The sequence below is a fragment of the Treponema zioleckii genome (genome assembly GCF_014737315.1).
GTDB lineage: Bacteria > Spirochaetota > Spirochaetia > Treponematales > Treponemataceae > Treponema_D > Treponema_D zioleckii.
The window spans coordinates 1-24633 of sequence record NZ_JPUF01000001.1 but is presented as its reverse complement, the minus strand read 5'-3'; the positions used below and the strand labels follow the sequence as shown (position 1 = coordinate 24633).

19 protein-coding genes are annotated in these 24633 nt (G+C 43.2%); 5 read left to right on the top strand and 14 right to left on the bottom strand.

Annotated elements, in window-relative coordinates:
* Positions 1–182: 182 nt before the first annotated feature.
* From JI65_RS00095 to JI65_RS00045, 11 genes are all read right to left on the bottom strand, one after another.
* A complete protein-coding gene (locus JI65_RS00095; protein WP_191013324.1) occupies positions 183–1316 on the bottom strand; it encodes a thioredoxin domain-containing protein in 1134 nt (377 codons plus the stop codon).
* 64 nt (positions 1317–1380) lie between these two features.
* Positions 1381–5370: a phosphoribosylformylglycinamidine synthase gene (locus JI65_RS00090; RefSeq protein ID WP_191013323.1), complete on the bottom strand. Its 3990-nt coding sequence runs from the start codon at positions 5368–5370 to the stop codon at positions 1381–1383.
* Between the two features lie 242 nt (positions 5371–5612).
* Entirely contained in the window at positions 5613–6830 is a 1218-nt protein-coding gene (locus JI65_RS00085) for a 6-phosphofructokinase (RefSeq protein ID WP_191013322.1), read from the bottom strand.
* A 183-nt stretch (positions 6831–7013) separates the two neighbouring features.
* Complete coding sequence (locus tag JI65_RS00080) at positions 7014–7826, bottom strand: gluconate 5-dehydrogenase (RefSeq protein ID WP_191013321.1); 813 nt, start codon at positions 7824–7826, stop codon at positions 7014–7016.
* A gap of 192 nt (positions 7827–8018) precedes the next feature.
* Positions 8019–8504, bottom strand: coding sequence for a chemotaxis protein CheW (locus JI65_RS00075; RefSeq protein ID WP_191013320.1), 486 nt, complete (start codon positions 8502–8504; stop codon positions 8019–8021).
* Between the two features lie 32 nt (positions 8505–8536).
* Positions 8537–10726, bottom strand: coding sequence for a methyl-accepting chemotaxis protein (locus JI65_RS00070; RefSeq protein WP_191013319.1), 2190 nt, complete (start codon positions 10724–10726; stop codon positions 8537–8539).
* Between the two features lie 41 nt (positions 10727–10767).
* Positions 10768–11133, bottom strand: a complete 366-nt coding sequence (locus tag JI65_RS00065) for a response regulator (protein ID WP_191013318.1) — start codon at positions 11131–11133, stop codon at positions 10768–10770.
* 52 nt (positions 11134–11185) lie between these two features.
* Positions 11186–12391, bottom strand: a complete 1206-nt coding sequence (locus JI65_RS00060) for a protein-glutamate methylesterase/protein-glutamine glutaminase (RefSeq protein ID WP_191013317.1) — start codon at positions 12389–12391, stop codon at positions 11186–11188.
* Positions 12392–12420: 29 nt separating this feature from the next.
* Positions 12421–13290, bottom strand: coding sequence for a CheR family methyltransferase (locus JI65_RS00055; RefSeq protein WP_191013316.1), 870 nt, complete (start codon positions 13288–13290; stop codon positions 12421–12423).
* A 26-nt stretch (positions 13291–13316) separates the two neighbouring features.
* Positions 13317–15428 carry a chemotaxis protein CheA gene (locus JI65_RS00050; RefSeq protein WP_191013315.1) on the bottom strand — a complete coding sequence of 704 codons (2112 nt, stop codon included), beginning with the start codon at positions 15426–15428 and terminating at the stop codon, positions 13317–13319.
* On the bottom strand, positions 15421–15744 hold the full coding sequence (locus tag JI65_RS00045) for an STAS domain-containing protein (RefSeq protein ID WP_191013314.1): 324 nt from the start codon (positions 15742–15744) through the stop codon (positions 15421–15423). The genes JI65_RS00050 and JI65_RS00045 overlap by 8 nt, the downstream gene beginning before the upstream one ends.
* Before the next feature lie 86 nt (positions 15745–15830).
* On the opposite strand from JI65_RS00045, the gene JI65_RS00040 reads away from it, so the two are divergent.
* Positions 15831–16319 (top strand): chemotaxis protein CheW, encoded by a 489-nt coding sequence (locus JI65_RS00040; RefSeq protein ID WP_191013313.1) that lies wholly within the window; start codon positions 15831–15833, stop codon positions 16317–16319.
* 234 nt (positions 16320–16553) lie between these two features.
* Here JI65_RS00040 and JI65_RS00035 read toward each other — a convergent pair whose 3' ends face one another.
* The 3 genes from JI65_RS00035 to JI65_RS00025 all read right to left on the bottom strand — a co-directional run bounded on the left by JI65_RS00035 (position 16554) and on the right by JI65_RS00025 (position 20002).
* The gene (locus tag JI65_RS00035) at positions 16554–17171 is read right to left on the bottom strand and encodes a chemotaxis protein CheD (RefSeq protein ID WP_191013312.1); all 618 of its coding nucleotides are present in this window, start codon (positions 17169–17171) and stop codon (positions 16554–16556) included.
* The gene (locus tag JI65_RS00030) at positions 17171–18889 is read right to left on the bottom strand and encodes a hypothetical protein (RefSeq protein WP_191013311.1); all 1719 of its coding nucleotides are present in this window, start codon (positions 18887–18889) and stop codon (positions 17171–17173) included. Before JI65_RS00030 ends, JI65_RS00035 begins: the two co-directional genes overlap by 1 nt.
* A gap of 96 nt (positions 18890–18985) precedes the next feature.
* A complete protein-coding gene (locus tag JI65_RS00025; RefSeq protein ID WP_191013310.1) occupies positions 18986–20002 on the bottom strand; it encodes a P-loop NTPase in 1017 nt (338 codons plus the stop codon).
* A gap of 112 nt (positions 20003–20114) precedes the next feature.
* Here JI65_RS00025 and JI65_RS00020 point away from each other — a divergent pair, with 112 nt between their 5' ends.
* The 4 genes from JI65_RS00020 (at position 20115) to JI65_RS00005 (ending at position 24627) form a co-directional block, all read left to right on the top strand.
* Positions 20115–20714, top strand: a complete 600-nt coding sequence (locus JI65_RS00020; protein WP_191013309.1) for a tetratricopeptide repeat protein — start codon at positions 20115–20117, stop codon at positions 20712–20714.
* A gap of 176 nt (positions 20715–20890) precedes the next feature.
* Positions 20891–22156 (top strand): TetR/AcrR family transcriptional regulator, encoded by a 1266-nt coding sequence (locus JI65_RS00015; RefSeq protein ID WP_191013308.1) that lies wholly within the window; start codon positions 20891–20893, stop codon positions 22154–22156.
* Positions 22157–22179: 23 nt separating this feature from the next.
* Complete coding sequence (locus tag JI65_RS00010) at positions 22180–23658, top strand: TolC family protein (protein WP_242457105.1); 1479 nt, start codon at positions 22180–22182, stop codon at positions 23656–23658.
* Positions 23659–23676: 18 nt separating this feature from the next.
* The gene (locus JI65_RS00005) at positions 23677–24627 is read left to right on the top strand and encodes an efflux RND transporter periplasmic adaptor subunit (RefSeq protein ID WP_191013307.1); all 951 of its coding nucleotides are present in this window, start codon (positions 23677–23679) and stop codon (positions 24625–24627) included.
* The last annotated feature ends 6 nt before the right edge of the window (positions 24628–24633 follow it).

Below are 24633 nucleotides of genomic sequence, written 5' to 3'. Positions count from 1 at the left end.
AAAGTTGCATTGGTTACATCTGAACTTCTGCCATGCTCACCGCCAGAGGTAGCAAACAAAGCAGAAGCATAGATTCCCAAACCAAGCGCAGAAATGCCAAATAATGCAAAGCAGCTACTGAAACAAGTTCAGCATGACAAAAGTTTTTAGTCAGCCCAGTTTGCTTTATTAACAGCTAATTTTTATTCGGCATTCTCGAACGGTGCAAACTCACCTTGCTCGCCCGGCTCAGACGACTCAGAAACCGTTCCGGAAGCAGTCTGCTCCACAAGGCTCTTTAGGCTCTCAATCTGTGCGATAGAATCCGAATCAGGGGCGGTGGCAATCGCCGCGTCAAAATATTCTATCATCTTCGCGTAATTTGTTGAGCCACCCGTCGCAAGCGTAAATCCCGCCTGAACAAGCGCCGCCTGTTTTTCTTCTGCCGTAAGAACTGCATTTTTAGAGGCATTTGACCAAACTTCACTCGCCTCAAGAAATTTATCCTCGGAAAGCAAATCCTGAGCCTCGTATTTTGCAAGAATCAAAAAATGTTTTCCGACCTCGCCCGACTTATTTTCTTTGTCTGTGTCCACGATTTTTTGACTCAATTCCTTCAAAGGATAGCAGTAATCAGTCGATTCGTCAGGACTCTGCACGGCCGTAAAAGTGTAAAGATTCTCAACTGCCTTTACCATTTCGCCCAATTCCGACGATTTTGTTTTTTCAAGAAGTTCGTCAAAAAGTTTAAAAGATTCTTTTAAATCCTTCAAAACAGCCTTGTATTCGACCAAAGTCAAAGGACGAACAGCCTCCTCGCTCACAAGCGAAGAGGCATCATTTTCGTCAGCCTTAAAACTTTCGTTTCTGTCAAACAAATCAATTTCTTTAATTACGTAACCTTCTTTTGAAAGCACAAAAGTCGTAGGGAATGCACTTACCCCGTAATTACGCTGACTTCTTGCGTTGGCCGAAAGTTTTTTCGCAAGCTCCTCATTTGCGCCAGAATCAGCATTTTCATTCTGCGTTTGAGGATTGAACGCCTTTTCAAAAAGTGATTTTGAAAAATCAAGATTCACAAAAACGAATTCTTGTGAATTCTCCTCGGCAAATTCCGGCAAATCAAGCAAAGAATCTTTTATCCGCTTGCTGATTCCGTCATCGTCAAACGATGTAAAATGAAGGAAGATTCTCTTGTCCTGTTTTTTTGCGGCCTCAAGACCGTCTTCCAGCGTGTCAAACCAAACCAGGCCCTTAGATTTTTCTTCTTTTGAGCATGAAACAAAAAAAATTCCTGCGGCAAAAAGCACCGCAAGGATTTTGACTAACTTTTTCATCAATTCCATCCATACAACTTTTTATGCGGAGAAAAATCTTCCCCGCATAAAAAGTGCCTACTAATTATTTAAAATATCTTACGCCGGCTGCAAAGAGGTTCTGGCAAGAATTTCCAGAGCCGCAACCCGCAATATTTTTAATCAAATCTGAACTAGAGCCGCCTTCGCCGTTTCCGAGAGTGCGCTCCGAGTGTCCCATTTTACCGAGAACACGACCGTCCGGACTTGTAAGACCTTCAATCGCGTACATAGAACCGTTCGGATTATCTGGCTCGCTTACGGCCGGGACTCCGTTTTCGTCGCAGTACTGGCTGTAAACCTGACCGTTTTCGAAAAGTTTTTTTGCAAGTTCGTCAGAAATTATGATTCTTCCTTCGCCGTGGCTAACAGGAACATAATGCGGTTCAGCTTTGAGAACGCTTGGGTCAAGAGCCCACGGAGAAGCCGCGCTCACCATTCTGGTACGAACAACACGCGAAATATGACGGTGAATATTGTTGTACGTCAAAGTCGGCATTGAAGCGTCAGGTGCCATAATCTTTCCGAACGGAACAAGACCGGTCTTAATGAGAGCCTGGAAACCGTTACAAATTCCGAGAACAAGTCCCTTTCGCTCTTCAAGCAAAGCTGTTACCGCGTCCGAAATTCTCTGCTCACGAATTACGTTGGCAATGAATTTTCCAGAACCGTCAGGCTCATCACCGGCAGAGAAACCGCCCGCAAGGGCAAGAATCTGAGCGTCAGAAATCTCTTTCTGCAAGCCGAGGAGCGACTCTTCCAAATCTTTTGGTGTTCTGTTTCGGAACACGAAGATTTTAGATTCAGCACCAGCCAGATTGAATGCACGAGCCATGTCAAATTCACAGTTCGTTCCTGGGAAGACCGGAATGATAACACGTGGCTTCGCTTTTGAAGAGTCCACAACCGTGAACGTTTTTCGAGCCTCAACAAGAGAGTCATGCTCGCGCACCGCCCATTCTGGAAGTTTTTCCTGAGCTTTTGCGTCGCTTACCGGCGGGAAGACTTTTGAAAGTTTTGACTCCCAAACTTTTTCAAGCTCAGAAAGCTCAATGTCAACCATCGGAAGCGGATTCAATCCAGTCATAGCGACAGATATAATTGAAGATTCTTGTGTGTTTCCAAGATGAACTACAGTCGTGTTAACGAAAGATGGATTTCTGTCAAATTTTTCATCCTCAGTCTCAACGATAATCGAACCGTAAAGCGGAGTGAACAAATCGGCAATCGTATTCGTAACGTTTCTGTGGAATCCCAGCGCAGTCGCGCTCGAAGGAATAGCAGTAAGCTGGCAGCCGATTCTGTTTCCAAAAGCCATTTTTGTAACGGCCTCGGCAATTCCGCCCGCACCTACAGGATACATCGCCTTGATTTTTCCGGCTTTGTTAAGCTCGTAAAGTTCATCCGTGTTTTTCTTGAACACTTCCCAATCAGGCGCAAGTTCCTCAGAATAAGGAACCATAACAAGGAACAAGTGGTCTCCGCCCTTTTTGAAAGAACCAGAGCAAACGTTCTGAGCCTCGTCGTGGGCAACAGCAAACGAAACAAGAGTGTGAGGAACATTGAGATTTTCAAAAGTTCCCGACATAGAATCCTTTCCGCCGATTGAAGCACAGCCCATTGATTTTTGAGCGTCTACCGAACCGAGCAAAGCAGCCGTCGGGTAGCCCCAGCGTTTTTCGTCAACGGTTCGACCAAAGAATTCCTGATATGACATTCTCGAAGTCGTAGCCTTTCCGCCAATACAAGTGATTTTTGCAAGTGACGAAAGAATGGCAGTTTGCGCACCGTGCCAAGCCGACCAGTTCGCAACGCGTGGGTCAAATCCGTAAGTCATCAAGCTGACGGTAGAAGTCTCTCGCGGTGAGAGAACCGGGATTTTTGCGGCCATTCCGGCTTCTGGAGTTCCCTGATACTTTCCGCCGAAAGGGAAGAGAACCGTGGAAGCACCGATTGAACCGTCAAAACGCTCGCAAAGTCCGCGCTGAGAACAGCAAGCCAAATCACCAATATTCGCGATGAATGCGTCCTTAATCTGCTCGGCAGTAGGCCGCTCGCTCGCAGACTCGCCCGTGGCAGACGCACATTTTCCAAGTTTTTCGGCAACCGAAGCAAGCGGACGCACAAGAGGAGACTCCGCCTGAACAGCAGGACTCTCAATCAAAGCCTTTGCAGTATGCTCCGCACCAGCTGAATCGAGGAAAGTTCTGTCCAAATCAACGATTGTCTTTCCCCGCCACTTCATTACGAGTTTATTTGTGTCCGTTACAGTCGCAACAACAACCGCGTTAAGGTTTTCTGCATTCGCAGCCTCAATGAATTTTTCAACATCATTCTTGCGGACAACAACAGCCATTCGCTCCTGCGATTCAGAAATCGCAAGTTCAGTTCCGTTAAGTCCCTCGTATTTTTTAGGAACGTTATCAAGATTTATATCAAGTCCTGGGGCAAGTTCACCAACAGCAACGCTCACGCCGCCAGCACCAAAGTCATTGCACCGGCGAATAATCTTAGAAACTTCTGGATTCCTAAAGAGTCTCTGGATTTTTCGTTCCTCTACCGCATTTCCTTTCTGAACCTCGGCAGCGGCAGTCGTAACAGATTTCTCTGTGTGAACTTTTGAAGAACCCGTAGCACCACCAATTCCGTCACGGCCAGTTCCGCCACCAACAAGAACGATTATGTCCCCGGCCTCCGGCTCCTCACGCATCACTGTGTCAACAGGAGCGGCCGCAATCACCGCACCAAGTTCCATTCTCTTTGCAACAAATCCTGGGTCATAAACTTCCGCAACCTGTCCGGTAGTAAGACCAATCTGGTTTCCGTAAGAGCAGAATCCCTGAGCCGCCTCGCGAACGATTTTTAGCTGAGGCAATTTTCCGTGCAAAGTCTCGCTCAAAGGCACAGTCGGGTCGCCCGCACCTGTAATTCGCATTGACTGATAAACCCACGAACGACCAGAAAGCGGGTCACGAATCGCACCGCCAATACAAGTTGCAGCGCCACCAAACGGCTCAATTTCAGTCGGATGGTTATGGGTCTCGTTCTTGAACATCAAAAGCCAGCGTTCAGTCGGCTCGCCCGTCGTGTAATGAACGTCAATGTAAATCGAGCAGGCATTGTTCTCGGCAGACACTTCCATGTCTTCAAGAAGACCGTGCTTTTTAAGATATTTTCCGCCGATTGTAGCCATGTCCATAAGCGTCAATGGCTTATCCTTTCGGTTCTGATAAACGTCCGCGTGCATAGCCTCGTAATTTTTGAGCGAAGACTCGAACAGTTTTTTGTAAGGACCTTTTTCGATTTTAATGTCTTTAAGGATAGTATTGAACGTAGTGTGGCGGCAGTGATCCGACCAATAAGTGTCAAGAACACGCACCTCGGTTTCGGTAGGGTTTCGATTTATAGATTTGAAGTATTTCTGAAGGAATTCGATGTCGGCATAATCCATAGCCAAGCCCATCTTATTCCTGTATTCCTCAAGTTCTTTTTTTCCGAATTTTATAAATCCTTCAACAGTAGGAATGTCGCCCGGAATTTCAGACTTCATTTCAAGCGTCTCAGGGATTTTCTCATCAGTGATTCTGGAATCAACAGGATTGATAAGATATTTTTGAATCTTCTCAACGTCCGAAGCCGCAATATTTCCGGTCAAAATGACCATTTTTGCGCAACGCACACGCGGTGGAAGATTTCCGACCTTTACGGAGTTTTTTAGCGACTCACGAAGAAGCGAAAGACACTGCTCAGCAGAATCAGCACGCTGGTCGTATTGCCCAGGAAGATATTCCCAAACAATCACCGTGTCACCGGAAGGAATCTCAACAGACTCGCTCACCAAATCGCTCTGAGGTTCAGAGAAGATTCGGCTCGCCGCCATTTTGGAAACATCTTCCGAAGTGTTCTCAATATCGTAGCGGTTCAAATAACGAACCTTACTTACGCCAGCAATTCCAAGAAATCCAGTAATTTCTGAGTAAATACGATTAGCCTCGGCATCAAAGCCCGGCTTTCGTTCAACATAAATTCGGTACATTTCTCTATTCTACTGAATGAGAATCGCAGTTTCAACATGACAGGAAAAAAGCAAGTACTGTCTGTCCCAAAAGTATTCTCATGCAGCCCACCCTTTTCACACGGACATTGAATCTGTGCGGTTGAGTAGCGACAAGCTCAATCAGCCTAAACAACACGCACGATTTTCTTCAGTTTTGCTTGAAAAATTGACAGGAACGACAAAATCGGCTCGTGCGAAACGCACGCACCCCCGTCGTTTCCTTACACTTTTAGGTGGCGCGGAAGACCGTCAATCATAATCGGGGAAAGTTCCGCCTGAATCAGCGGGCGAATATAATGCACGAGTTCGTCCGTAACGTAATCGTCATCCGTAATCCATTCGAGAGGGACTTTTTTCTCAACGTTCGCAATTTTATGAACGTCGCCAGTCTCAGTTATGCACATGTACGGGTCATCAGAAACTCGCTTCAAAACTACAACTTTTCCGGTCTCGCCCTCAAAAGCCGCTTTTACCGCCGCACCGCCAACATTGTATGCTTCGGTAATGTCCGTCCTGCTCGACATGTGAGCCGCGCATCGTTGCAAAGTCGAAAGCTCGATGGCCCGGGATTTTAATCCAAGCTCGGAAGCAATCTTGTTCGAAAGGAATTTCGCAGTTCCCGACATCTGCTTGTGACCAAACGCGTCAATCATCTCAACGTGGTTATCAAGCTCAAACACGTAGCGACCGTCCGAAACCTTAATTCCTTCAGAAACCGCAATCACGAGAGATTTTCCTTTTGCCGCCAAATCTTTTACCCGCACCATAAAGCGGTCAATGTCAAACGGCTTTTCAGGAAGATAAATCAAATCAACGCCCTCGCAGTCGTCAGATTTTGCAAGAGCCGCAGCAGCCGTGAGCCAGCCCGCGTTTCGCCCCATAATTTCGACAACCGTAACGCTCGGATAATCGTAAACCAAACCGTCGCGGATAATTTCTTTCATTGTGGCCGCAATGAATTTTGCCGCGCTGCCATATCCCGGCGTGTGGTCTGTAATCGCAAGGTCGTTATCAATAGTCTTCGGAACGCCCATGAATTTTATGTCACTTCCCGAAACAATCGCATAATCAGAAAGTTTTTTGATGGTGTCCATAGAGTCGTTTCCGCCAATATAGAAAAAATATTTGATTTCAAGCTCGTTCAGAATCTGAAAGATTTTATCGTAAGTCTCTTTGCTGTCTTTTATTTCAGGAAGTTTATATCTGCAAGAACCAAGATAAGATGATGGTGTTCGTTTTAGCAAATCAATTGCCATTGTTGAATCAAGTTTGTCCGACAAATCAATGAACTTTCTGTCCAAAAGCCCTTTGATTCCGTGGCACATGCCGTACACTTTATTTGCCCCACGGTCTTTTGCCGTCTTAAAAACACCTGCAAGGCTAGAATTAATCACCGCCGTAGGACCACCAGACTGTCCAACAATAACGTTTCCGTTCATAGTTATTAGCTCCTAATTTTTAACTCGCTCCAGTCAAAAAGATTTGAACTTTTCAGACCTATAACTATGATTTTAACATATCTTTTAGGTTAGGAAAACTTAATTCATTCTGTTTTATCCAAAAAAAAGACTGACCGAAAGTCAAAAATCAACTTTCAGTCAGTCTCTAGGATTTTTCCGAACTTATTTAGGCTGTTTTCCAATGTAAGCGAGGATACCACCGTCTACATAGAGGATGTGTCCGTTAACAGCGTTTGATGCGTCAGATGCAAGGAATACTGCAGGACCTGCAAGTTCCTCAGGATCAAGCCAACGACCAGCAGGAGTTCGTCCTACGATGAACTGATCGAATGGGTGGCGTGAGCCGTCAGCCTGCTTCTCGCGAAGAGGAGCTGTCTGTGGAGTTGCGATATATCCAGGTCCGATACCGTTACACTGAATATTGTCTGCGCCGTACTCTGAACAAATGTTGCGTGTGAGCATTTTCAAACCGCCCTTTGCAGCAGCGTAAGCAGATACAGTCTCGCGACCAAGCTCAGACATCATTGAACAGATGTTGATGATTTTTCCGTGTCCTTTCTTAATCATTGCAGGAATAACTGCCTTAGAAACGATAAACGGAGCGTTCAAGTCAACATCAATAACAGCACGGAAGTCTGCAGCAGACATCTCTGTCATTGGGATTCTCTTAATGATTCCGGCGTTGTTTACGAGAATATCAACAACACCAACATCTTTCTCAATCTTTTTTACAGTCTCTACAACCTGAGCTTCGTCAGTAACGTTGCAAACATAACCGTGAGCCTCAATTCCAGCTTCTTTATAAGCGGCAACACCAGTTGCGAGTTTTTCCTCGCTCAAATCGTTGAATACGATTTTTGCGCCAGCAGCAGCGAATGCCTTTGCGATTGCGAAACCAATACCGTAAGAAGCACCAGTTACCCATGCAACTTTTCCAGAAAGGTCGAAATCTTTCATCTCAAATGCTTTTGCCATTTTTTTTCGCCTCCAAAAAATATATGAATTCTAAAAATTATGGTCATCTCTAAAAACTTAAAATTTGAATATTTTCGGAAATTCCCTTAATTTAAAATTCAGTTTTTAAAAAAAATATAGAAATAAAACTGTATCGTCAATTATCGATTAATAATCAATGCTAGTAATTTTCCGACATTTAGCACTAGAAATTTACATATTGACCAATGCAAGATTTTCTTCCAGGTTGACAGTTTTTGGTTCTTCAAAAAGCTTGTTAAAATCCAAAACAAAAAGAGGCTTATCTTCGTAATTCAGTACGAATGAGATAAATTCTTTTGGGATAAGACATTCCGCATCAGCAATGCGCGTTTCCTCATAAATCTGAATTACGTCCTGAACAGAATCCGCAACAAGCCCGTAAAGAACTATATGATTCGTCACTTCGTCTGTAGGAACCTGAACTTCAACTACGATTATTTTTGTGCGTTTGTCCGCTTCGTGCTCAGGCAAATTGAACATTTTTCTAAGATTCACGACCGTAATACCTTGCTCGCGGGAATAAATAAGACCTTCGATATACGGAAGCGCGCACGGCACTGAGGTGGAAACTTTAAAATTCAAAACCTCAAGAACGGAAGAGACGTTTATAGCATAAACATGCTCAGCTACGGTAAAAGTTAAATAATTTTGAATCATAAAATTCACCCCTCAATCTGACGTGCGTCAAATTAGAATTCTTCGAAATCTGCGTCACTAATCAAATCGGCAGTAGTTTTTCGAGTTACTGAACCGCTCACAGGAGCACTGCCAGATTCGCTTTTAGCAGCATTTCCTGAAGCCGGCTGGGCTTCAGCCTGTTTTTCAGGAACCTTTTTTATCTGCATTTTCTGCGGTTTAGAAGTTTTTTTGCTTTCAGGTTTTTCTTCAACCTTTTCAGCCTGCTCAATCTTTTTTATGTTAAGTTTTTCAACTTTTTTTACAGCCGGGGTTTCTGCAGGCGATTCATTCGCCTTGGTCTCAACCTTTTTTTCGGCAACAGAAACAGGTTTTTCAGGAACTTTATCAACAGGTTTTGCTTCAATATCCGCGCTGTCGGCATTCGGGTCGCCATCAACTTTAAAGAAGCTAATAACCTTTACAAGTCGCTGTGCCTCGCTGCTAAGCTCTTCCGCCATTGCTGCCATTTCTTCCGCCGCACTTGCGTTCTGCTGAACAACAGAATCCATTTGCACAATCGCCGTACTGACTTGCTGCGCACCGTTATCCTGCTCTCGGCTTGCAGTTGCAATTTCCTGAACAAGCTGCGAAGTTTGCTCAATGCCCGGAACAACTTCTTTTATCATTGCACCGGCATGTTCGGCAGTAGAAAGCGTTTTTGCAGAAATATCGCTGATTTCGGCCGCCGCCGACTGAGAACGCTCCGCAAGTTTTCTGACCTCGCTCGCAACAACCGCAAATCCCTTACCAGCCTCACCCGCACGGGCAGCCTCAATAGCGGCATTCAAAGCAAGCATGTTGGTCTGCCCCGCAATGTCCTCAATAACGCCAATCTTTTCAGAAATCATCTCGACAGCCTTAACGGCTTCTTGAACGGCTTCACCGCCCGCTTCGGCCTTGGCAGCTGCCATATTCGCAATTTCACTTGTTTTGCCGGCATTATTGGCAGTCTGTCGGATATTGCCCGTCATCTCTTCCATTGTCGCGCTCATCTCTTCCGTAGAAGCAGCCTGTTCGCTAGCTCCGGAAGAAACCGACTGACTCGAAATGCTAAGCTGCTCACCGCCAGAGCGAACCTGAATCGCAGCCTCACGCACATGCTGAATCGTTGCTGTAAGCGACTCCAGCATCTTTTGGAGAGATTTTCCCATCTTTCCAAGTTCATCTTTACGTGTTAAAAGTTTTTTACGCCTTTCATCATCATTTTTATCAAGAATAAGATTTCCATTTGCAACAGAATCCAAAACCCGGTAAATCAAATTGATTGGTCTTGAAAGCGAAGTTGCAAAAATGAATCCTATCACGATTGAAACAACTGCAAAAATAACGCACGAAATTGAAAGAAGTTCAGCCAAAAAAGAAACCGAACCTGCAAAATCTGAACGGGGAGCGTCTATTGCCAAGGCCCAATCTGCTTTTTTCATCGATGTGTAAGCAACATAATAATCCTTGCCATAGATTTTTATGAGCTCACATCCGTGCTGACCAGCCTGCATTTTTTTTGTGACCGCTGCAAAGTTCACAAGGCCGCTTTGCGACGTTTGTGCAAGATGCTCAAATGTCTCAGCGTTCTTTACGTACTCTTCTATATCAGAACAAAGAATCGCTCCAGAAGCCCGATCGATTATAACTGACTTTCCGTTCTCGCTTATAGACATCTGTGCGGCAAAGTCTTTTAAGATTCCGGTGTCAATATTTACGGCAAGCACGCCCTTTATCTTTCCGTCATATCCTTTAACAGGAACGGACGCATAAATAGAAGGCTCTCCTTTCGCACTCAGAATTGGCCCGGAAACAACCTCTTTTCCATTGCAAGCATTCTGGAAGTACTCCCGGCGAACAATATCACGTTCCACTCCCTCGGAAGTGTAAGCATGTCCAGATGAATCTGCAAGAACAAAATATCTGGCATTCTTTCCCACGTTCTTAAGGTACTGGGAAAGCTGCATCGCTTGATTCTGCAAAGAGCCATCTTCCTTTACAACAGGGAATTCTGCAATGGTTCTGAGAGCAATCAAATCCGACTCAAGTTTTAAATCCGCATAACTTGCAACATTATCAACAAGGGTGTCCATATTACCCATAGACCCCATATCTACCGCCTTTCCGGCAATAACAATCGAAATTGTCGTAAGTGTAATGCCAATGGCAATGATAATCAGCGAAATAAAAACTGTCATTGCCGAACGAATGCTTCTCATAAATCCTCCAGGAATTCCACTGTTGTCGAATCTAACTGTTTTTATCCAATTATTTTCTTAACTACCGCAATCAATTTTTCAGAAGTAAACGGTTTTACAATCCATCCAGTCGCTCCTGCAGCCTTGCCCTCATCCATTTTGGACTGCTGGTTTTCAGTCGTAAGCGCGATAATCGGAATGAATTTGTATCCCTCTGTCTGACGCAACTGCTTAGTAAGTTCAATTCCGTCCATATTCGGCATATTGATATCAGTAATTACAAGGTTAAACTTATCGGATTTTGCCTTTGAAAGTGCGTCAACACCGTCAACTGCTTCCACAATCTCATAACCTTCCTGACCAAGTATGAACGAAATACTTTTTCGAATTGAATTTGAATCATCTACTGCAAGAATTTTTTTAGCCATTTTTTTCGCCTCCCTTAACATTCTTGTATGATTTACTGTCTCACAAACGGGTCTAATGCCCGCGTGCCGCAGATTTTAACTTAGCATTATTGAGCATTACTGCCGCAATCTCATCCAAAGGCGCAATCTTATCGACCGCGCCGGCCTTTACCGCCTCCGCCGGCATTCCGTAAACAATGCAGGAAGCTTCGTCCTGAGCAATGTTGAATGCGCCAGCGTCGTGCATTTCCTTCATTCCTTTGGCACCGTCATCGCCCATTCCTGTCATTATTATGCCGATGGCATTTTTTCCAGCGTAGCGTGCCGCAGAACGGAACAAAACATCAACAGAAGGTCTATGACGCGAAACCAACGGTCCGTCTTTAATCTCAACGTAATAGCTCAGGCCCTGGCGTTTCAGAAGCATGTGGTGATTTCCGGGAGCTATCAAAGCCTGCCCTTTTTGAACAATGTCACCGTCTTCGGCCTCGTGAACGGCAATCTGGCAAAGGCTGTTAAGGCGCTGCGCAAACGATGCGGTAAAATGCTCCGGCATGTGCTGAACGATTACAATTCCAGGGGAATCTGGCGGTAAGCCCACCAAAAAATCTTTCAAAGCTTCCGTACCGCCTGTACTCGCCCCAACCACGATTACAGGCTCGGTTGAATCAATCGGTGCAAGAGCAGGATTTGGTTTTTCAAGAATTACGTCCGCAGACAGTTTAGGCTGAACACCAAAAACAGGATTTGGAAAAGCCGAATTTTTTCCAGAAGACGACTTATGCTCATCATGCGTCTTTTTGACTGGAGTTTCTCCGTACTTTGAATGCAAGGCCGCCTGAGAAGGAATTAGCTGCTTAATCTTGCCCTGACAATTGTTTGCCGATTTTACGGCATCGCAAAGTTGTATTTTTGATTCTTCAAGGAATTTTTTAGTCCCAAACGATGGCTTTAAAATAATTTCTGCAGCCCCGTACTCAAGGGCTTTAATTGATTCGGCAGAACCTTTAGCAACAAGAGATGAACAAATCACGCACGGAATCGGGTCTACCGTTTCATTCATCTTGCGAAGGAAGGTAAGACCGTCCATACGAGCCATCTCAATGTCAAGAATAATTACGTCAGGTCTCTCATCATGGATTTTGCGCACACCGATAATAGGATCCTGCGCTGTTGCAATGACCTTAATTTCAGGGTCTGAATCGAGAACTTCCGTAATTGTCTGACGAACGAGTGCTGAGTCGTCTATGATTAAAACTTTTATTGGATTCATTGGCATCTTCTTACCGTTGCTAAAACTCCTGTCTATCAGTCAATTTTCTTAAAAATTGTCGGCCCAACCGTTTTTAACGGAAGATCCATTCCGAAAATCGTTTCTGAATGACCCAAAAACAAATATCCTCCAGGAACAAGATGTTTGATTAACTTTCGTATTACGGACTCCTGTGTAGGCTTGTCAAAATAAATCAAACAATTCCTGCAGAAAATTATATTTTTGGAAGTTGATATAGAATAATCATCATCCATAAAGTTCAAACGGTCAAATTTTACTTTTCCGCGAGTATAAGGATTTAACCTTACAAGCGGATTTTCTTTATTTTTGCTTCTCAAAAAATATCTTTTTTTAAGGTCGTAAGAAATATTTTCCACGCTCTCCATCGGATAAACCGCATTTATGGCCTTATCCAGCATTCTTGACGAAATATCCGTAGCAAGAATCGAAAAATCTCTGATGGCGTTCGGATGAGTCCGCATAAATTCCTGCATGACGATAGAAATCGTGTATGGCTCCTCCCCGCTCGAACATGCCGCTGACCACAGTTCCACCGACGGATATTCTTTTGCAATTTCGGGAAGCGCCACATTCGTCATAAAATCAAAATGGTTTGACTCCCTAAAAAAGCTCGTAAGATTCGTCGTTATTACGTTTATCATCAGGGCGATTTCTTCCTCGCCCTGCGCGTTCTGCTGAAAAACATAGTCGATGTAGTCATCAAAATTGCTTATTTTAAGCTCTTTCAGGCGTGCATAAAGCCTTGACTGCACCATTATTTTTTTTTGCTCAGGCATTTTTATGCCCACATTTTTCTGGATAAAATTCGCAATTCGCTGAAACTGCTCGTTCGTAAGTTCCGCATTAGTGAGAATAGCCAATTTTTCTGACGATTTTTTATCCATAATCAATATCCCCAAAAACTACCGAACTAACTCGCCTTTTTGCTAGAATTCTTTATCAGCCCCGTAAGCTGATAAACATCAAGAATCAACGCAACGGAACCGTCGCCCAAAATTGACGAACTGTTGATTCCAACACAATTTCCATAAAGCGGTCCCAAAGGTTTTATTACCGTTTGCTGGCTTCCAAGAATTTTATCAACTACAAGACCGTAAACTTCATCGCCATCATAAACCGAAAGAATTTCCTGTTTTGCAGGAGGTTCCTTGCCAAAATTAAAGAATTCCCGAAGATTTATGCAGTTCAACGGTTTTCCGTGGTTAGTAGTTGTTACAAAGCGCTGCCCCTTTTCTTCTGCCGGCATTGAGTATGCAATACACTCCGAAATTGCGTTCAGCGGAACAACGTATTTTGCATTGTCAATCGTTACGAGCATTCCGTCGATGATTGCAAGGGTGAGCGGAATTTTTAGGATAAAAGTCGTGCCCATGCCCTTTTCCGTTTCAATCGAGACTGTACCGCTCAACGTGGAAATGTCTTTTTTTACAACGTCAAGGCCAACTCCGCGGCCCGAAATCGAAGTAACAGATTTTGCGGTAGAAAAACCGGGCTGAAAGATAAGATTGTAGATTTCGTTGTCCGAAAGATTGTCATTCTCGCTGATAAGTCCGCGCTGAATTCCTTTCGCACGAATAACATCCCTGTCCAGGCCTTTTCCGTCATCTTTTACCGTAATCATAATGAACGCGCCTGCATGCTTTGCAGAAAGCGTTACAGTTCCTACAGAAGTTTTGCCGGCAGCCACGCGGTCTTCAGGCATTTCAATTCCGTGGTCTACGGAGTTTCGAACCAAATGAAGAAGCGGGTCATTCAATTTTTCGATTACAGTTTTATCAAGTTCGGTTTCCGCGCCCACAGTAGCCATTTCAATATGCTTTCCGAGCTGAGCCGCCAAATCGTGCACCGTTCGTCTAAACCGAGAAAAAAGCGTACTGACCGGAACCATTCGTAAGCCCATGGAAACGTCGCGCATAAGCACCACAACACGTCCGCACTGTTCGCTAAGACTCTTAAAGACTGCAATATTCTTTTCCTGGGCTTCCTGCTCAAGACGAGCATTGAAAGTTACAAGCTCACCCACCAAATCAACAAGCTGGTCAAGTTTTGCAGAGCTGATTCGTAAAGTCTGAGTAGAAGCAGGACTCTGCGGAGTGGCAACCTGACCGCCCGGCGTAAGCGATTTTAAATGCTGCTGCTCGGCAAGGGCAGACTGAACCTGCTCCTCCGAAACCATATTCTTATCAACAAGAATTACGCCAAGCTGTCTGTGCTCCTTAAGGATTTTATCAAGTTCCTCGCGGGAAACATCTTTTCGGTCTACAAGGATTTCTCCGATTCGGTTGTTCTCGCCAGGCAGCAAATCAATTTTTTCGATTTCTACTTTTGATTCATCATCCAAAAAGATAAAAACATCTTTTATATCGTTTTCAGATTTCCCGGTCGTAAGAATTACGTCCCAAGAAAAATAACAAAGTTCACTGTCAATCTCGGAAAGCGGCGCCAAAGCATGATAAAACGGTACGACAGTCGCCGTTCCCATTTCGGTAAGCTCTTTTATAAGAAGTTCTGGACGGGTTCCGTTTTTCATAATGTTTTTTGACGGCCTGAATTTTATTCGCCAAGAAAACGAAAGTTTGTCTTCTTTTTTGATTTTTGGAACGTCTTTTTTTACAGGCTGATTGAGAGAGGCGTTTCCGCCGTTTTTAGAAACGTAGATTTTAAACGCAATGATAAGCTGCTCGCTCACCTGCTTGTAGTTTTCTGGGACTTCCGCGCCGGCATCCAAAAGATTTCGTATGTGGTCACGGGCCTTTAAAAGCAAATCGATAAGCTCGCCGGTAACAGGAATAACACCGTTACGCACCTGATCCATAGCAGATTCGGCTTCATGCGTAAACGACGAAATATCCGTAAAGCCAAACATTGCGGCAGAACCTTTTATCGTGTGCATCGCACGAAAAACCGCGGCAATAGTTTCTGAGTCATTCGGATTATCGCCTAATGTAAGCAACTGAGATTCAAGATTGTCTAAAAGCTCATTTGCCTCATCAAAAAAAACTGAACTTAATTGCTCAAGCATCTTTATCTCCCTCGTTTCCATAATCAGCAACGTAGTCTTTTAGCGAGATACTGCTTGCAGCTGTAAAATCCTGAATTGCGGGAGGAATTTTTCCCGTAATATAGAAATTCTTCTGTTGTTTTTCAGCTTCTTTTCGAGCTGCAATAATAACCTGGATTCCAGTAATATCAATATCTTCAACTTCAGAAATGTCCAGTCTTACATCAGAGGAGTCTTTAAAAGCTTGCAGCAATTCATCGCTCAATGCATGAGCTTGTTCAATTCCTGCAGTTCCCTGCCATTTTACAGTTATTCTGTCAGTATTTTTCTCAGCCATTTACTGCAAGTTCTCCTATTTTTTTTACTTAATGTAGTTTATAATTATCTTAAATAAAGTTTAAGGCACTTTAGGGGAATCGTCAAATGAAAGACAACAACTTATCAAATGAATTATTTTTTTCTTTCAGATTAGGTACCGGAATGTTTGCCGTGCCAGTGGCATACGTTAAAGAAGTTTTTAATTTTACAGCACGCACAGTTGTTCCCAATTCTCTTGATTATTTAAAAGGCGTAATGAACATCCGCGGTTCAGTTGTTTCTATAATTGATTTAAGAAAGCTGTTCGGTTTTAATCCGTCAGACGACTTGAGCGAAACGACCGTAATAGACTTGGAACTTCCAAAAGAAGGCGAAAAGCCTTTTGAAATTTCGATTATTGCAGACGAAGTTGATATTGTAACAAAGTTGCCGATTATTCAGGCAGATTCCGCAAATTACGGTATTCCCGAAGAACAAAGATACTTCGTTCGTGCCGTGGCACGACAAGGAGAGCAGTTTATCCTCATCCTTGATTTAGACAAGATTGTTGAATTCATAAAATCTGATGTTGAGAAAGCAAAAAAAATAAGCTAACAGTTTAAGCTAGCTGGCAAAAATATTGAAAGTTTTCCGTGCACGCGCAACGCTGACAAATGCAACTGAAAGAAAAGTAAGATGATTAAAGTTCGATTTTTCTGTCATGCTGAACTAGATTCAGCATCTGCACTTCTGGTGGAAAATGGATTTTGAATCAGGTTCGGAATGAAAGCAAATTATGATTCGATGCAGCAGTCGGCAAGAAAACGTAAGAATCTGCTCGCGTTTTTCTCAGGCGAACAAATCCCTTACCCTTGCAAATTCAATTTTTTCGATTTTTTCTGCATATTTTTTTTCTTTTTCCATCAAATCTGCGGCCAAGTCCGCCGCAATATTGTTGTCAACAACGGTTCTATTGATGAATTTCATAAAAACTTTGCCTGTAAGCGGGTCAAAAAATATTTTTCTTGAGTGCGGGCCACCCGTGTTCTGACTCAAAACAGGAATATTTTTTTGCTGCAAGAATTCAAATGCAAACCGGCTGTTAGCTTCGCCAACCTGCGAGCCAACGTTTGAAGGCAGATTAAAAATATTTCCGCCTCCAAACACTTTTGCCGAGAGCCTTGAAATTCTAGCCCCTTTTTCTACCAAATCTTTTATAAGCAGCTCAATCGCATATTCACCGAATTTACCCATGAGTTTTTCGCCATAATCGCCTTCAATCCGGCTGTCTTTTGCAAGCATAAAATGATTCAAGCCACCGATTTGTGCGTCAGCATCAAAAAGTGCAATACTGATGCACGAACCGAGAACCGTGGAAATCATCTCGGATTCGGAAGTCGAGTAAAATTCCCCTGGGTAAATCGTAACAATCTGCTTATCAAAGTGAGAATCGTAATATCTATTCATTAGAAGAAAGTAACTTCCCCAGAAGCAGCACCTTTTTCTACGCTCACGCCAGCCAATTTGCCAGCGGCTGCTTTGTGGGCAGTAATCGTAAAGTGCTCAATAATATCGCTGAACCGGCTGTTCTTGATTTTCCAATCAGAAATTCCATGCTCTCCAAAGAGCTGACTTCGCTTCAACTCAAATTCACGTGCAGAATTTGAAACCAAATTCATAAAGCCTGAGATTTCAGACTCAAGATTTTTAAGCCCCTGCAAATTCTGCTGAACCGTAACGCACTTAGACTGGAATCCGTCCGGGAATACCGTAAAGTTCTGTATAATTGAAGCAAGCTGATTGCGTCCAAGTTTGAGTTCCTCAAAGAACGTACTCTTGTCCTCGCGGAGAGCAACCATATTTTCGTTGTCTTTTGAAATCGAAGTAGTGAATGTTCCGAGCATTGAACTCGTGTCCGCAATGAACGATTCGAGCAAAGCCTGCATGTCATCAAGAGAAGCGTTGGCATCTTTAATAAGATTGTCCATGTCCGTAACAGAATCCTGTACAGACTTAATTGCATCGTTCTTCGCAACCTCAATCTGCTGCAAAATTCGAACGTGATGCAAGCGACTCATTACAGGACGCAAGTTGTCGAATACTGCATAAATAATTCGCGCACGCTCTGTGATATTCTGACAAGTGTGGAGCAAATCTTTCTGAACTGAATGATAATTGTTGAATTCGTTCATCATCAACTGGAAGCCGTCAATAATGCCCGTAAGCCGTTTTTCAATATTTTCAGAGCTTACGGCAAATTCACTAAGGAATCTTGACTCAAATTCGAGACGAGCAGACTCAACTCGGTCAAGAATCGAAATAACTTTCTGCCAGTTTTTGTCGAATGTGGCAAATCCCTGAGAAACATAAGAATTAATATCTTTCAGAACTTCGTTTGCAAGCTTGTGAAGGGCAATCGTAAAGCATACGTAGTCAAGTTCTTCCTCAGTTCCAGGAGCCGGCGCGCGAGAAGAAGAAATTTCTTCTATACAACGCTGAACGTGACTGAGAGACTGACGAATCATGTCCTGCAACTGCAAGCATTCCATTGCTTTCTGAATGTAAGGATAAACGCTATCAATGTCGCTTTCCATAGAAGAAATCGGCTGCGTAACGTTCATAATCAGGCTTCTGATTTCTGAAGAACCCGAAGTTCCCTTTGCGGAAAGCGATTTCTGAGACTCAAGGATTCCAGAGAAAATCGACTTCAAAGTGTTGATATGGGTTAAAAGCTGACTTTCCTCTTCACTCAATTTGTCCGAAAAAAGGAACATATCGTTTGAAAGCCGCTGAAGGTTTTCTGTGATTCGGCTGAAAGCCTGTCCCTTTTCACCAGATTTTATAGAAATTACCATCGCATTAAGAGCGATAAGCTCCATCTGCTCAGAATCTTCTTTTATGTCCGAAATCATTTTGTCAAGCCGATGAAGATCTTCAATCTTCAAATTCAACTTGTCAAACAAAGGATTGTATTTTGCCGAATAATCCGTAAAAAGAGCCTTCTCCTTTTCGTCCGAGGCATCCTCTCCAGATTTTAGATTGATGAACATTTTTCTCAATTCTTGAAGTGACGTTTCGCCATCACGGTTTAATAGTGAAGGAAAGAGATTTCCAAGCTGGAGAAAAACCTGCTCTGATTTTGAGCTGATGTCTTTAATCTGAGAAATAGAGTGTGTTAAATCCATAAATACATCCTTTATTATGCTTTTGACATTATACTTTTTGCCCACAGTTGCGCAATGCTAAAGTCACATTTAAATTTATCTTAATTTTTCAAACGGTTATTTGTCAACATTTGAATCAAATTCGTTTTCCAAAGATTTTAAATCCGAGTCGGAAGTTAAATCCTCAGTGTCTGACTCGCCACCGATTGTATCATCATTTAGACCGTTGTTGTAATAATATGTGTGCTGCAAAATTCTGTCAGCGGCGGTTCGCACAGAACTTACAAAATTGCAGTTTGCATCCGAAAGCGCAAGCGGTTTTCTTAGCGCAATCGAATAGCTTATATTATCATCTTTCGGTAAAAAGCCCACGAAATCCATTGAGATTCCGAGTTTGTTTTTTACGAGAGAACGCAGCCTCCGGCCCATTTCAAGGTCGGCAGAATTCTGCCCCATATTCATTATAACCTGAGGACGATATTTATTCAGTTCCGTGAGGAAAACCGACTCGTCGCTGGAAAACTTTGCCGCAGTCTGATTTACCAAGTCAAGGAAAGAAGTTTCGGTTCCGCTTGAACTGTTCTGCAAAAATTCATCGATGAATTTTTTTTCTTCACTTCGGACTTTGAATTGCCGCACAAAAAATCTGAATGCAGCAGCCTTCAGGAACGAATATGCGTTCAGAATCGAAGTCAGTTCAGGAGTCGTAACAAGAATCGAATTATACGTTAATAGATAGAAATCGAGTGTATTGTATGTGGTCCCGGCCCCCAAATCCAAAAGAAGGTAATCCGCGTCAATCGTCGTAAGCTTGCGGATAATTTTTTTCTTCATCGAATTGTCGATATTCGCGGTTCCAGGGTACAAACAATCGCCCGCAATGAATTTTAGGTTTTCAACCTGAGTGTCCTGCAAAAGCTCTGATAAATCCGCAGTCTGCTTGTAGATGAAATTTCCCATTCCCACGTGATTATTTTTTAAGCCGAGTAGAGTGTGCAAATTCGCGCCGCCAAAATCAAAATCAGCAAGAACGACTCTGTGCCCCTTTTGGGCAAGAATAATTGCGAGATTCACAGCTATGTTGCTTTTTCCAACGCCGCCTTTTCCGCTAGCAATGGGTAATATATTCACCATAATAGAAAAATTATAAATTCAAAATCCCAAATTTACAATCAAACTTTTCAAATTAATTTAACAATGCTATCTTTTTGACATGAGATTTTTTTTAAAAAGATTTTTTTTGGCAATGGGATTTTTTGGAATTCTTACGGTAACTTCATGCGGTAAACCGGGTGACTTTACGGTTTCAAAGGCGATGAAGGCCTATCAGGCACAGGACTACGAAAAGTCACTTGAGCTTTTTAATCAGGCCCTGACCGAGGAACTGAGCTACTCAAAGGAATCAGTCTACACGATGATTTCGAACGTCTATCTTGCTGAGCAGGATTTGGAGAATGCGATTGTCTTTCAGGAAAAAGCCCTTGAACTAAAGGAAGATTACAGAACTTACGTGACGCTCGGCATGAACTATCATCTTTTGAAGAATGACGAAAAAGCCGAGGAAGCGTACAAAAAAGCCTTAAAAATGAATCCAGAAAAAGCGGAAGCTCTCGTGAGTTTAGGTTCGCTTTACCTTGGAATGCAAAAATACGACGAGGCGGTGAATTTTCTTTTAAAATCAATCGAAAAAGAACCTAGAATCGCAATCGCGCACGCAAATCTCGCCGTGGCTTATGCGTACACGGGAGAAAATCAAAAGGCGCTCGATGAATTAAAAATCGCGGAAGAATTAAAATGCGAGAATATCGAAGAATTTAAGGAACGCGTCCAAAGCATTTCTGAATAGAATCACAAAAAACAGTCATTCTGAGCTTGTTTCAGAATCCAAACACAGAGATTCCGAAACGAGATCGGAATGACAATTAATTGTTGTACTAAACTCAGAAAAAAAACAATAAATTTTATTGACTATGTTACCGTTTGTTCGATATATTTACGTTACCGAACAGACGGTAACTTTTTATGGCAAATAGTCAGATTTCGAACAAAAAAAATACAAAATCTCTCATTCTCGACGCGGCGTTTTCATTTTACCATGAGCCGCACTTTACTGATTTTTCGTTGAATCAGATTGCAGAGAAAGTCGGCATTTCAAAGCCGGCAATTTACCGCCATTTTAAGAACAAGGAAGCCTTGCTCGAATCAATGCAAGCGCATTTTTACGACCTTTTGGCGGAACGCTTGATTGAAGTTCAGAAGGCAGCCGAAAGCGGAAAAGAATACTCAAAAATGCCGTTTGCAGAAACCATTCAGTTTTTTGCAGCAAATCCTGAATACATCAATTATTTTTTGAGTCAGTTTTCGCTCAACGAAAATTTTGAGTCCCAAATGCGAGCAGAACTTTCAACGCGCGGCGTAAAGCAGGCAACTGTATCAATCAACAAAGAATGGACGTTCAGCGGCAAAAACGACGACCAGATTCAGGCACTTTACTGTGGCACGACGTTCCTTTTGTTCCTTAAAATCCGCGAAAAGATGCACAAATGCAAAAAAACGGCATTGGACGACAATTTTGGCGTAAAACTCATAAAATTCGTTACGGACGGACTTAGAGGAGTCGCCGAACCAGGCGCAGCGATTTTTCCGAAGGAAATTTCAAACGAACGAAAAGAAGAACTCAAAAAAATCTGTTCGATTGACGAGTCGGCTTTTCCACCGGAAGACCGAATTTTTACGGCACTTGCAACCGTAATCAAAAAATTCGGACTGACGAACGTAACAATCGAAAAGATTGCAGACGAGCTGAACATGGCAAAGAGCAGCCTGTATTTTTACTTTGACAACAAAAATCAGCTGATTGCAAAACTTATCGAAAAAGAATTCTCGCTTTTGAACGAAATTATCTTTGAAAACATCAGCGAGGCAAAAACTTATTCTGAATGCATCTACATTTCTTTGCTTTCGGAAACAAATTATTTTCTTTTTAGACCGTCGATAATTCCAATCTGCCAGTGGCTGATTCAAAACACATCAAACCAAATGGGGAGCGACAAAAGTCTTGAAGTTACCCACGCATGGGAAAACCGAATAGCGGAAGATGTAAAAAAAATCGATTTGGGATTTAGGATTTCTCCAGAAATCTTAAGTTTATGGCAAGGTTTTCTTCCGGTGGCACTGACCGTCATGGGGAAAAAGTACAAGATGCCTTACGAAGAATATCTTATTGCCATAGAAAAAATTTTTGAGTGTATACAAAACGGAATCGATACGGATTCCTGTTCAATTTAATCAAGTTTTACGGAGGTGGACACATGAAGATTCACTATAAGCTCATGACCGCAATTTGTCTGGCAGCTTTTACAGGAAGTCTCGCTTTCTCGCAAAACGCTTCAACACCAGAAGCCGCGGAAAACCAGACCGAGCAAAAAGCAGAAATTCAGGCTACAAAAATAACGCTCGAAGAAGCTATTGAATATGCGAAGAAAAACAGTCGCACACTCAAAAGCAACGATATAGACCTAGAAATTAAGGCGCGCGCCGCAGAGAACGCGTGGAACGTTCTTCTGCCGTCGGTAACGCTTTCCGGCACGATGAACCGAAGCACGGAATATTCGCCAAGCAGTGCGGCAACTTCACAGCTCATGGCATCAATTCTGCACACTGCTCCAAAAACAGACTTTGCGGATGAAGAAGAACGCTGGGCTGTTGTGGGAAGCGCAAGTGTTAGCTGGAATTTTAGCCTTGCCTATATTCAGCAGATAAAAGCCACAAAAGCTGGCTACGAAGCCGGAAAGATTTCTTGGGAGCAGAGCCAGAACGAAACAATAATGAACATCAAAAAGCTCTTTTACGCGCTTTTGCTCCAGCAGGAAAATCTTAAAATCCAAAAAGAGACTCTCGAAAACGCACGTCAGCGAATGAATCAGGCGGCAGTGAACTACAAGAACGGTACGGTTCCGGAACTTACGCTATTACAGACGCAAGTAAACTATCAGAACACAAAACCGGACGTAGACTCAGCAGAACAGTCTCTCGTTCAGCAACTCGACACATTCGCATTTTTGCTCGGAATGCCAGTCGGCACAAAAATCGAGCTTTCGGGAACGATTGAGCCAGTTTACGTTGACGTTGATGTTGATACTCTAATCAAAAAATACGGTGAGAACGACCTTACAATCCGCTCGCTTCAAAACAATCTGGAAGTCCTAAAACTCAACAAAAAGGCCCTGAACCTTTCCACATGGACTCCGGCTTTGGCTTTGAATTATTCCTGGCAGCCAGCCTACATCGGCTCGGACGGAGCATTCCACTTTTACAAAGGAATCGGAAAAGACGACGAATGGTATGACAGCGGCTCGCTAAGCCTAACGCTCGCATGGAACATTACGAACATGCTTCCGTGGTCAGCTAACCGTCAGCAAGAAAAAGATTTGAGCGCGAACATATCAAAACTCGAACTGAGCATGGAAACTCTCAAAGAAAATCAGAAAGTTTCGGTACGAAAAGCAGTGGACACGCTGAATCAGGCAAAAGCCCAAATTGACGCGATGGGCCGAAGCGTAACCTTAGCGCAAAGAGCCTACAATCAGATGTACAGGACTTACCGAAACGGTATGACAGAACTTCTTGATTTGCGGGATTCTGAATCAGCACTGAACAAGGCAAAACTCGGCCTTTTGAATCAGAAGTTTCAGTACATCTCCGCATTGATGGAACTGGAAAACACTTTGAACACGAATCTTACAGAAATCTATAAATCTCAGCCAAAAGCTGAAGAATCAAACAAATAAAAAACGGAGGACTGAAAAATGAATCGCACAATAAAATCTACAGTCATAGTTGTTTCCGCTGCAATGCTGGCAACAAGCCTTTTAAGCTGCGGACCAAAAAACAAGAATGTTGCAAAAAAAGACGAAGTGGTAGAATCGCTTTTCGCAGTAAACACATACAAAACTTCAGAAGGAAATCTTGATGACTATCTGGAATTCGGCGGAGACGTTACTGCGGTGAACACGGTAGACGTAATGCCGGACATGGCAGGAAAAGTTTCGAACGTGCTCGTAAACGTTGGCGACAAGGTTTCAAAAAATCAGGTGATTGCATACGTTGACGCAAGCCGCGGCGGAATGTACTACGCAGCAAGCCCGGTTCGCGCGCCAATCGCGGGACGAGTAACTGCACTTCCGGCAACGGTGGGAGCAACTGTGGCACAGTCTTCATCATTGGCAAAAATCTCGCGCACCGACGATTTGGAAGTAAAAATCAACATTGCCGAAAGATTCATTTCGAGAATCGAAAACAAGCAGGTTGCCACAATCAGTTTTGACGCATATCCGAGCGTTGAATTCGAGGCACGCGTCGTAGAAATCAGCCCTGTTTTGGACACGCTCACACGAACGATGCAGGTAAAACTCAAATTCACAAAGCCAGACCCAAGAATCAAAGTGGGAATGTATGCCCGCGTAAAACTCGTTACGGAGAGCGTAAAAAACGCAATCGTAATTCCGTCAAACGCAATCGTAATTCGCGACCAGAAAACTTATGTCTTTATGGTCTCAAGCCAGAAGAACGGGGAAACTCCGGCAAAAGTAAAACTCCAGCCAATAACAGTTGGTATTGAAGTTGACAGCAAAACAGAAGTTACGGAAGGACTTGCCGCAGGCGATGAAATCGTCGTAAAAGGACAGTCGCTTCTTAACGACGGTTCGAACGTAAACATCATTTCGGTTTTGCAGTCTCAGGTAGAAGTTACGGAATAGAAATTC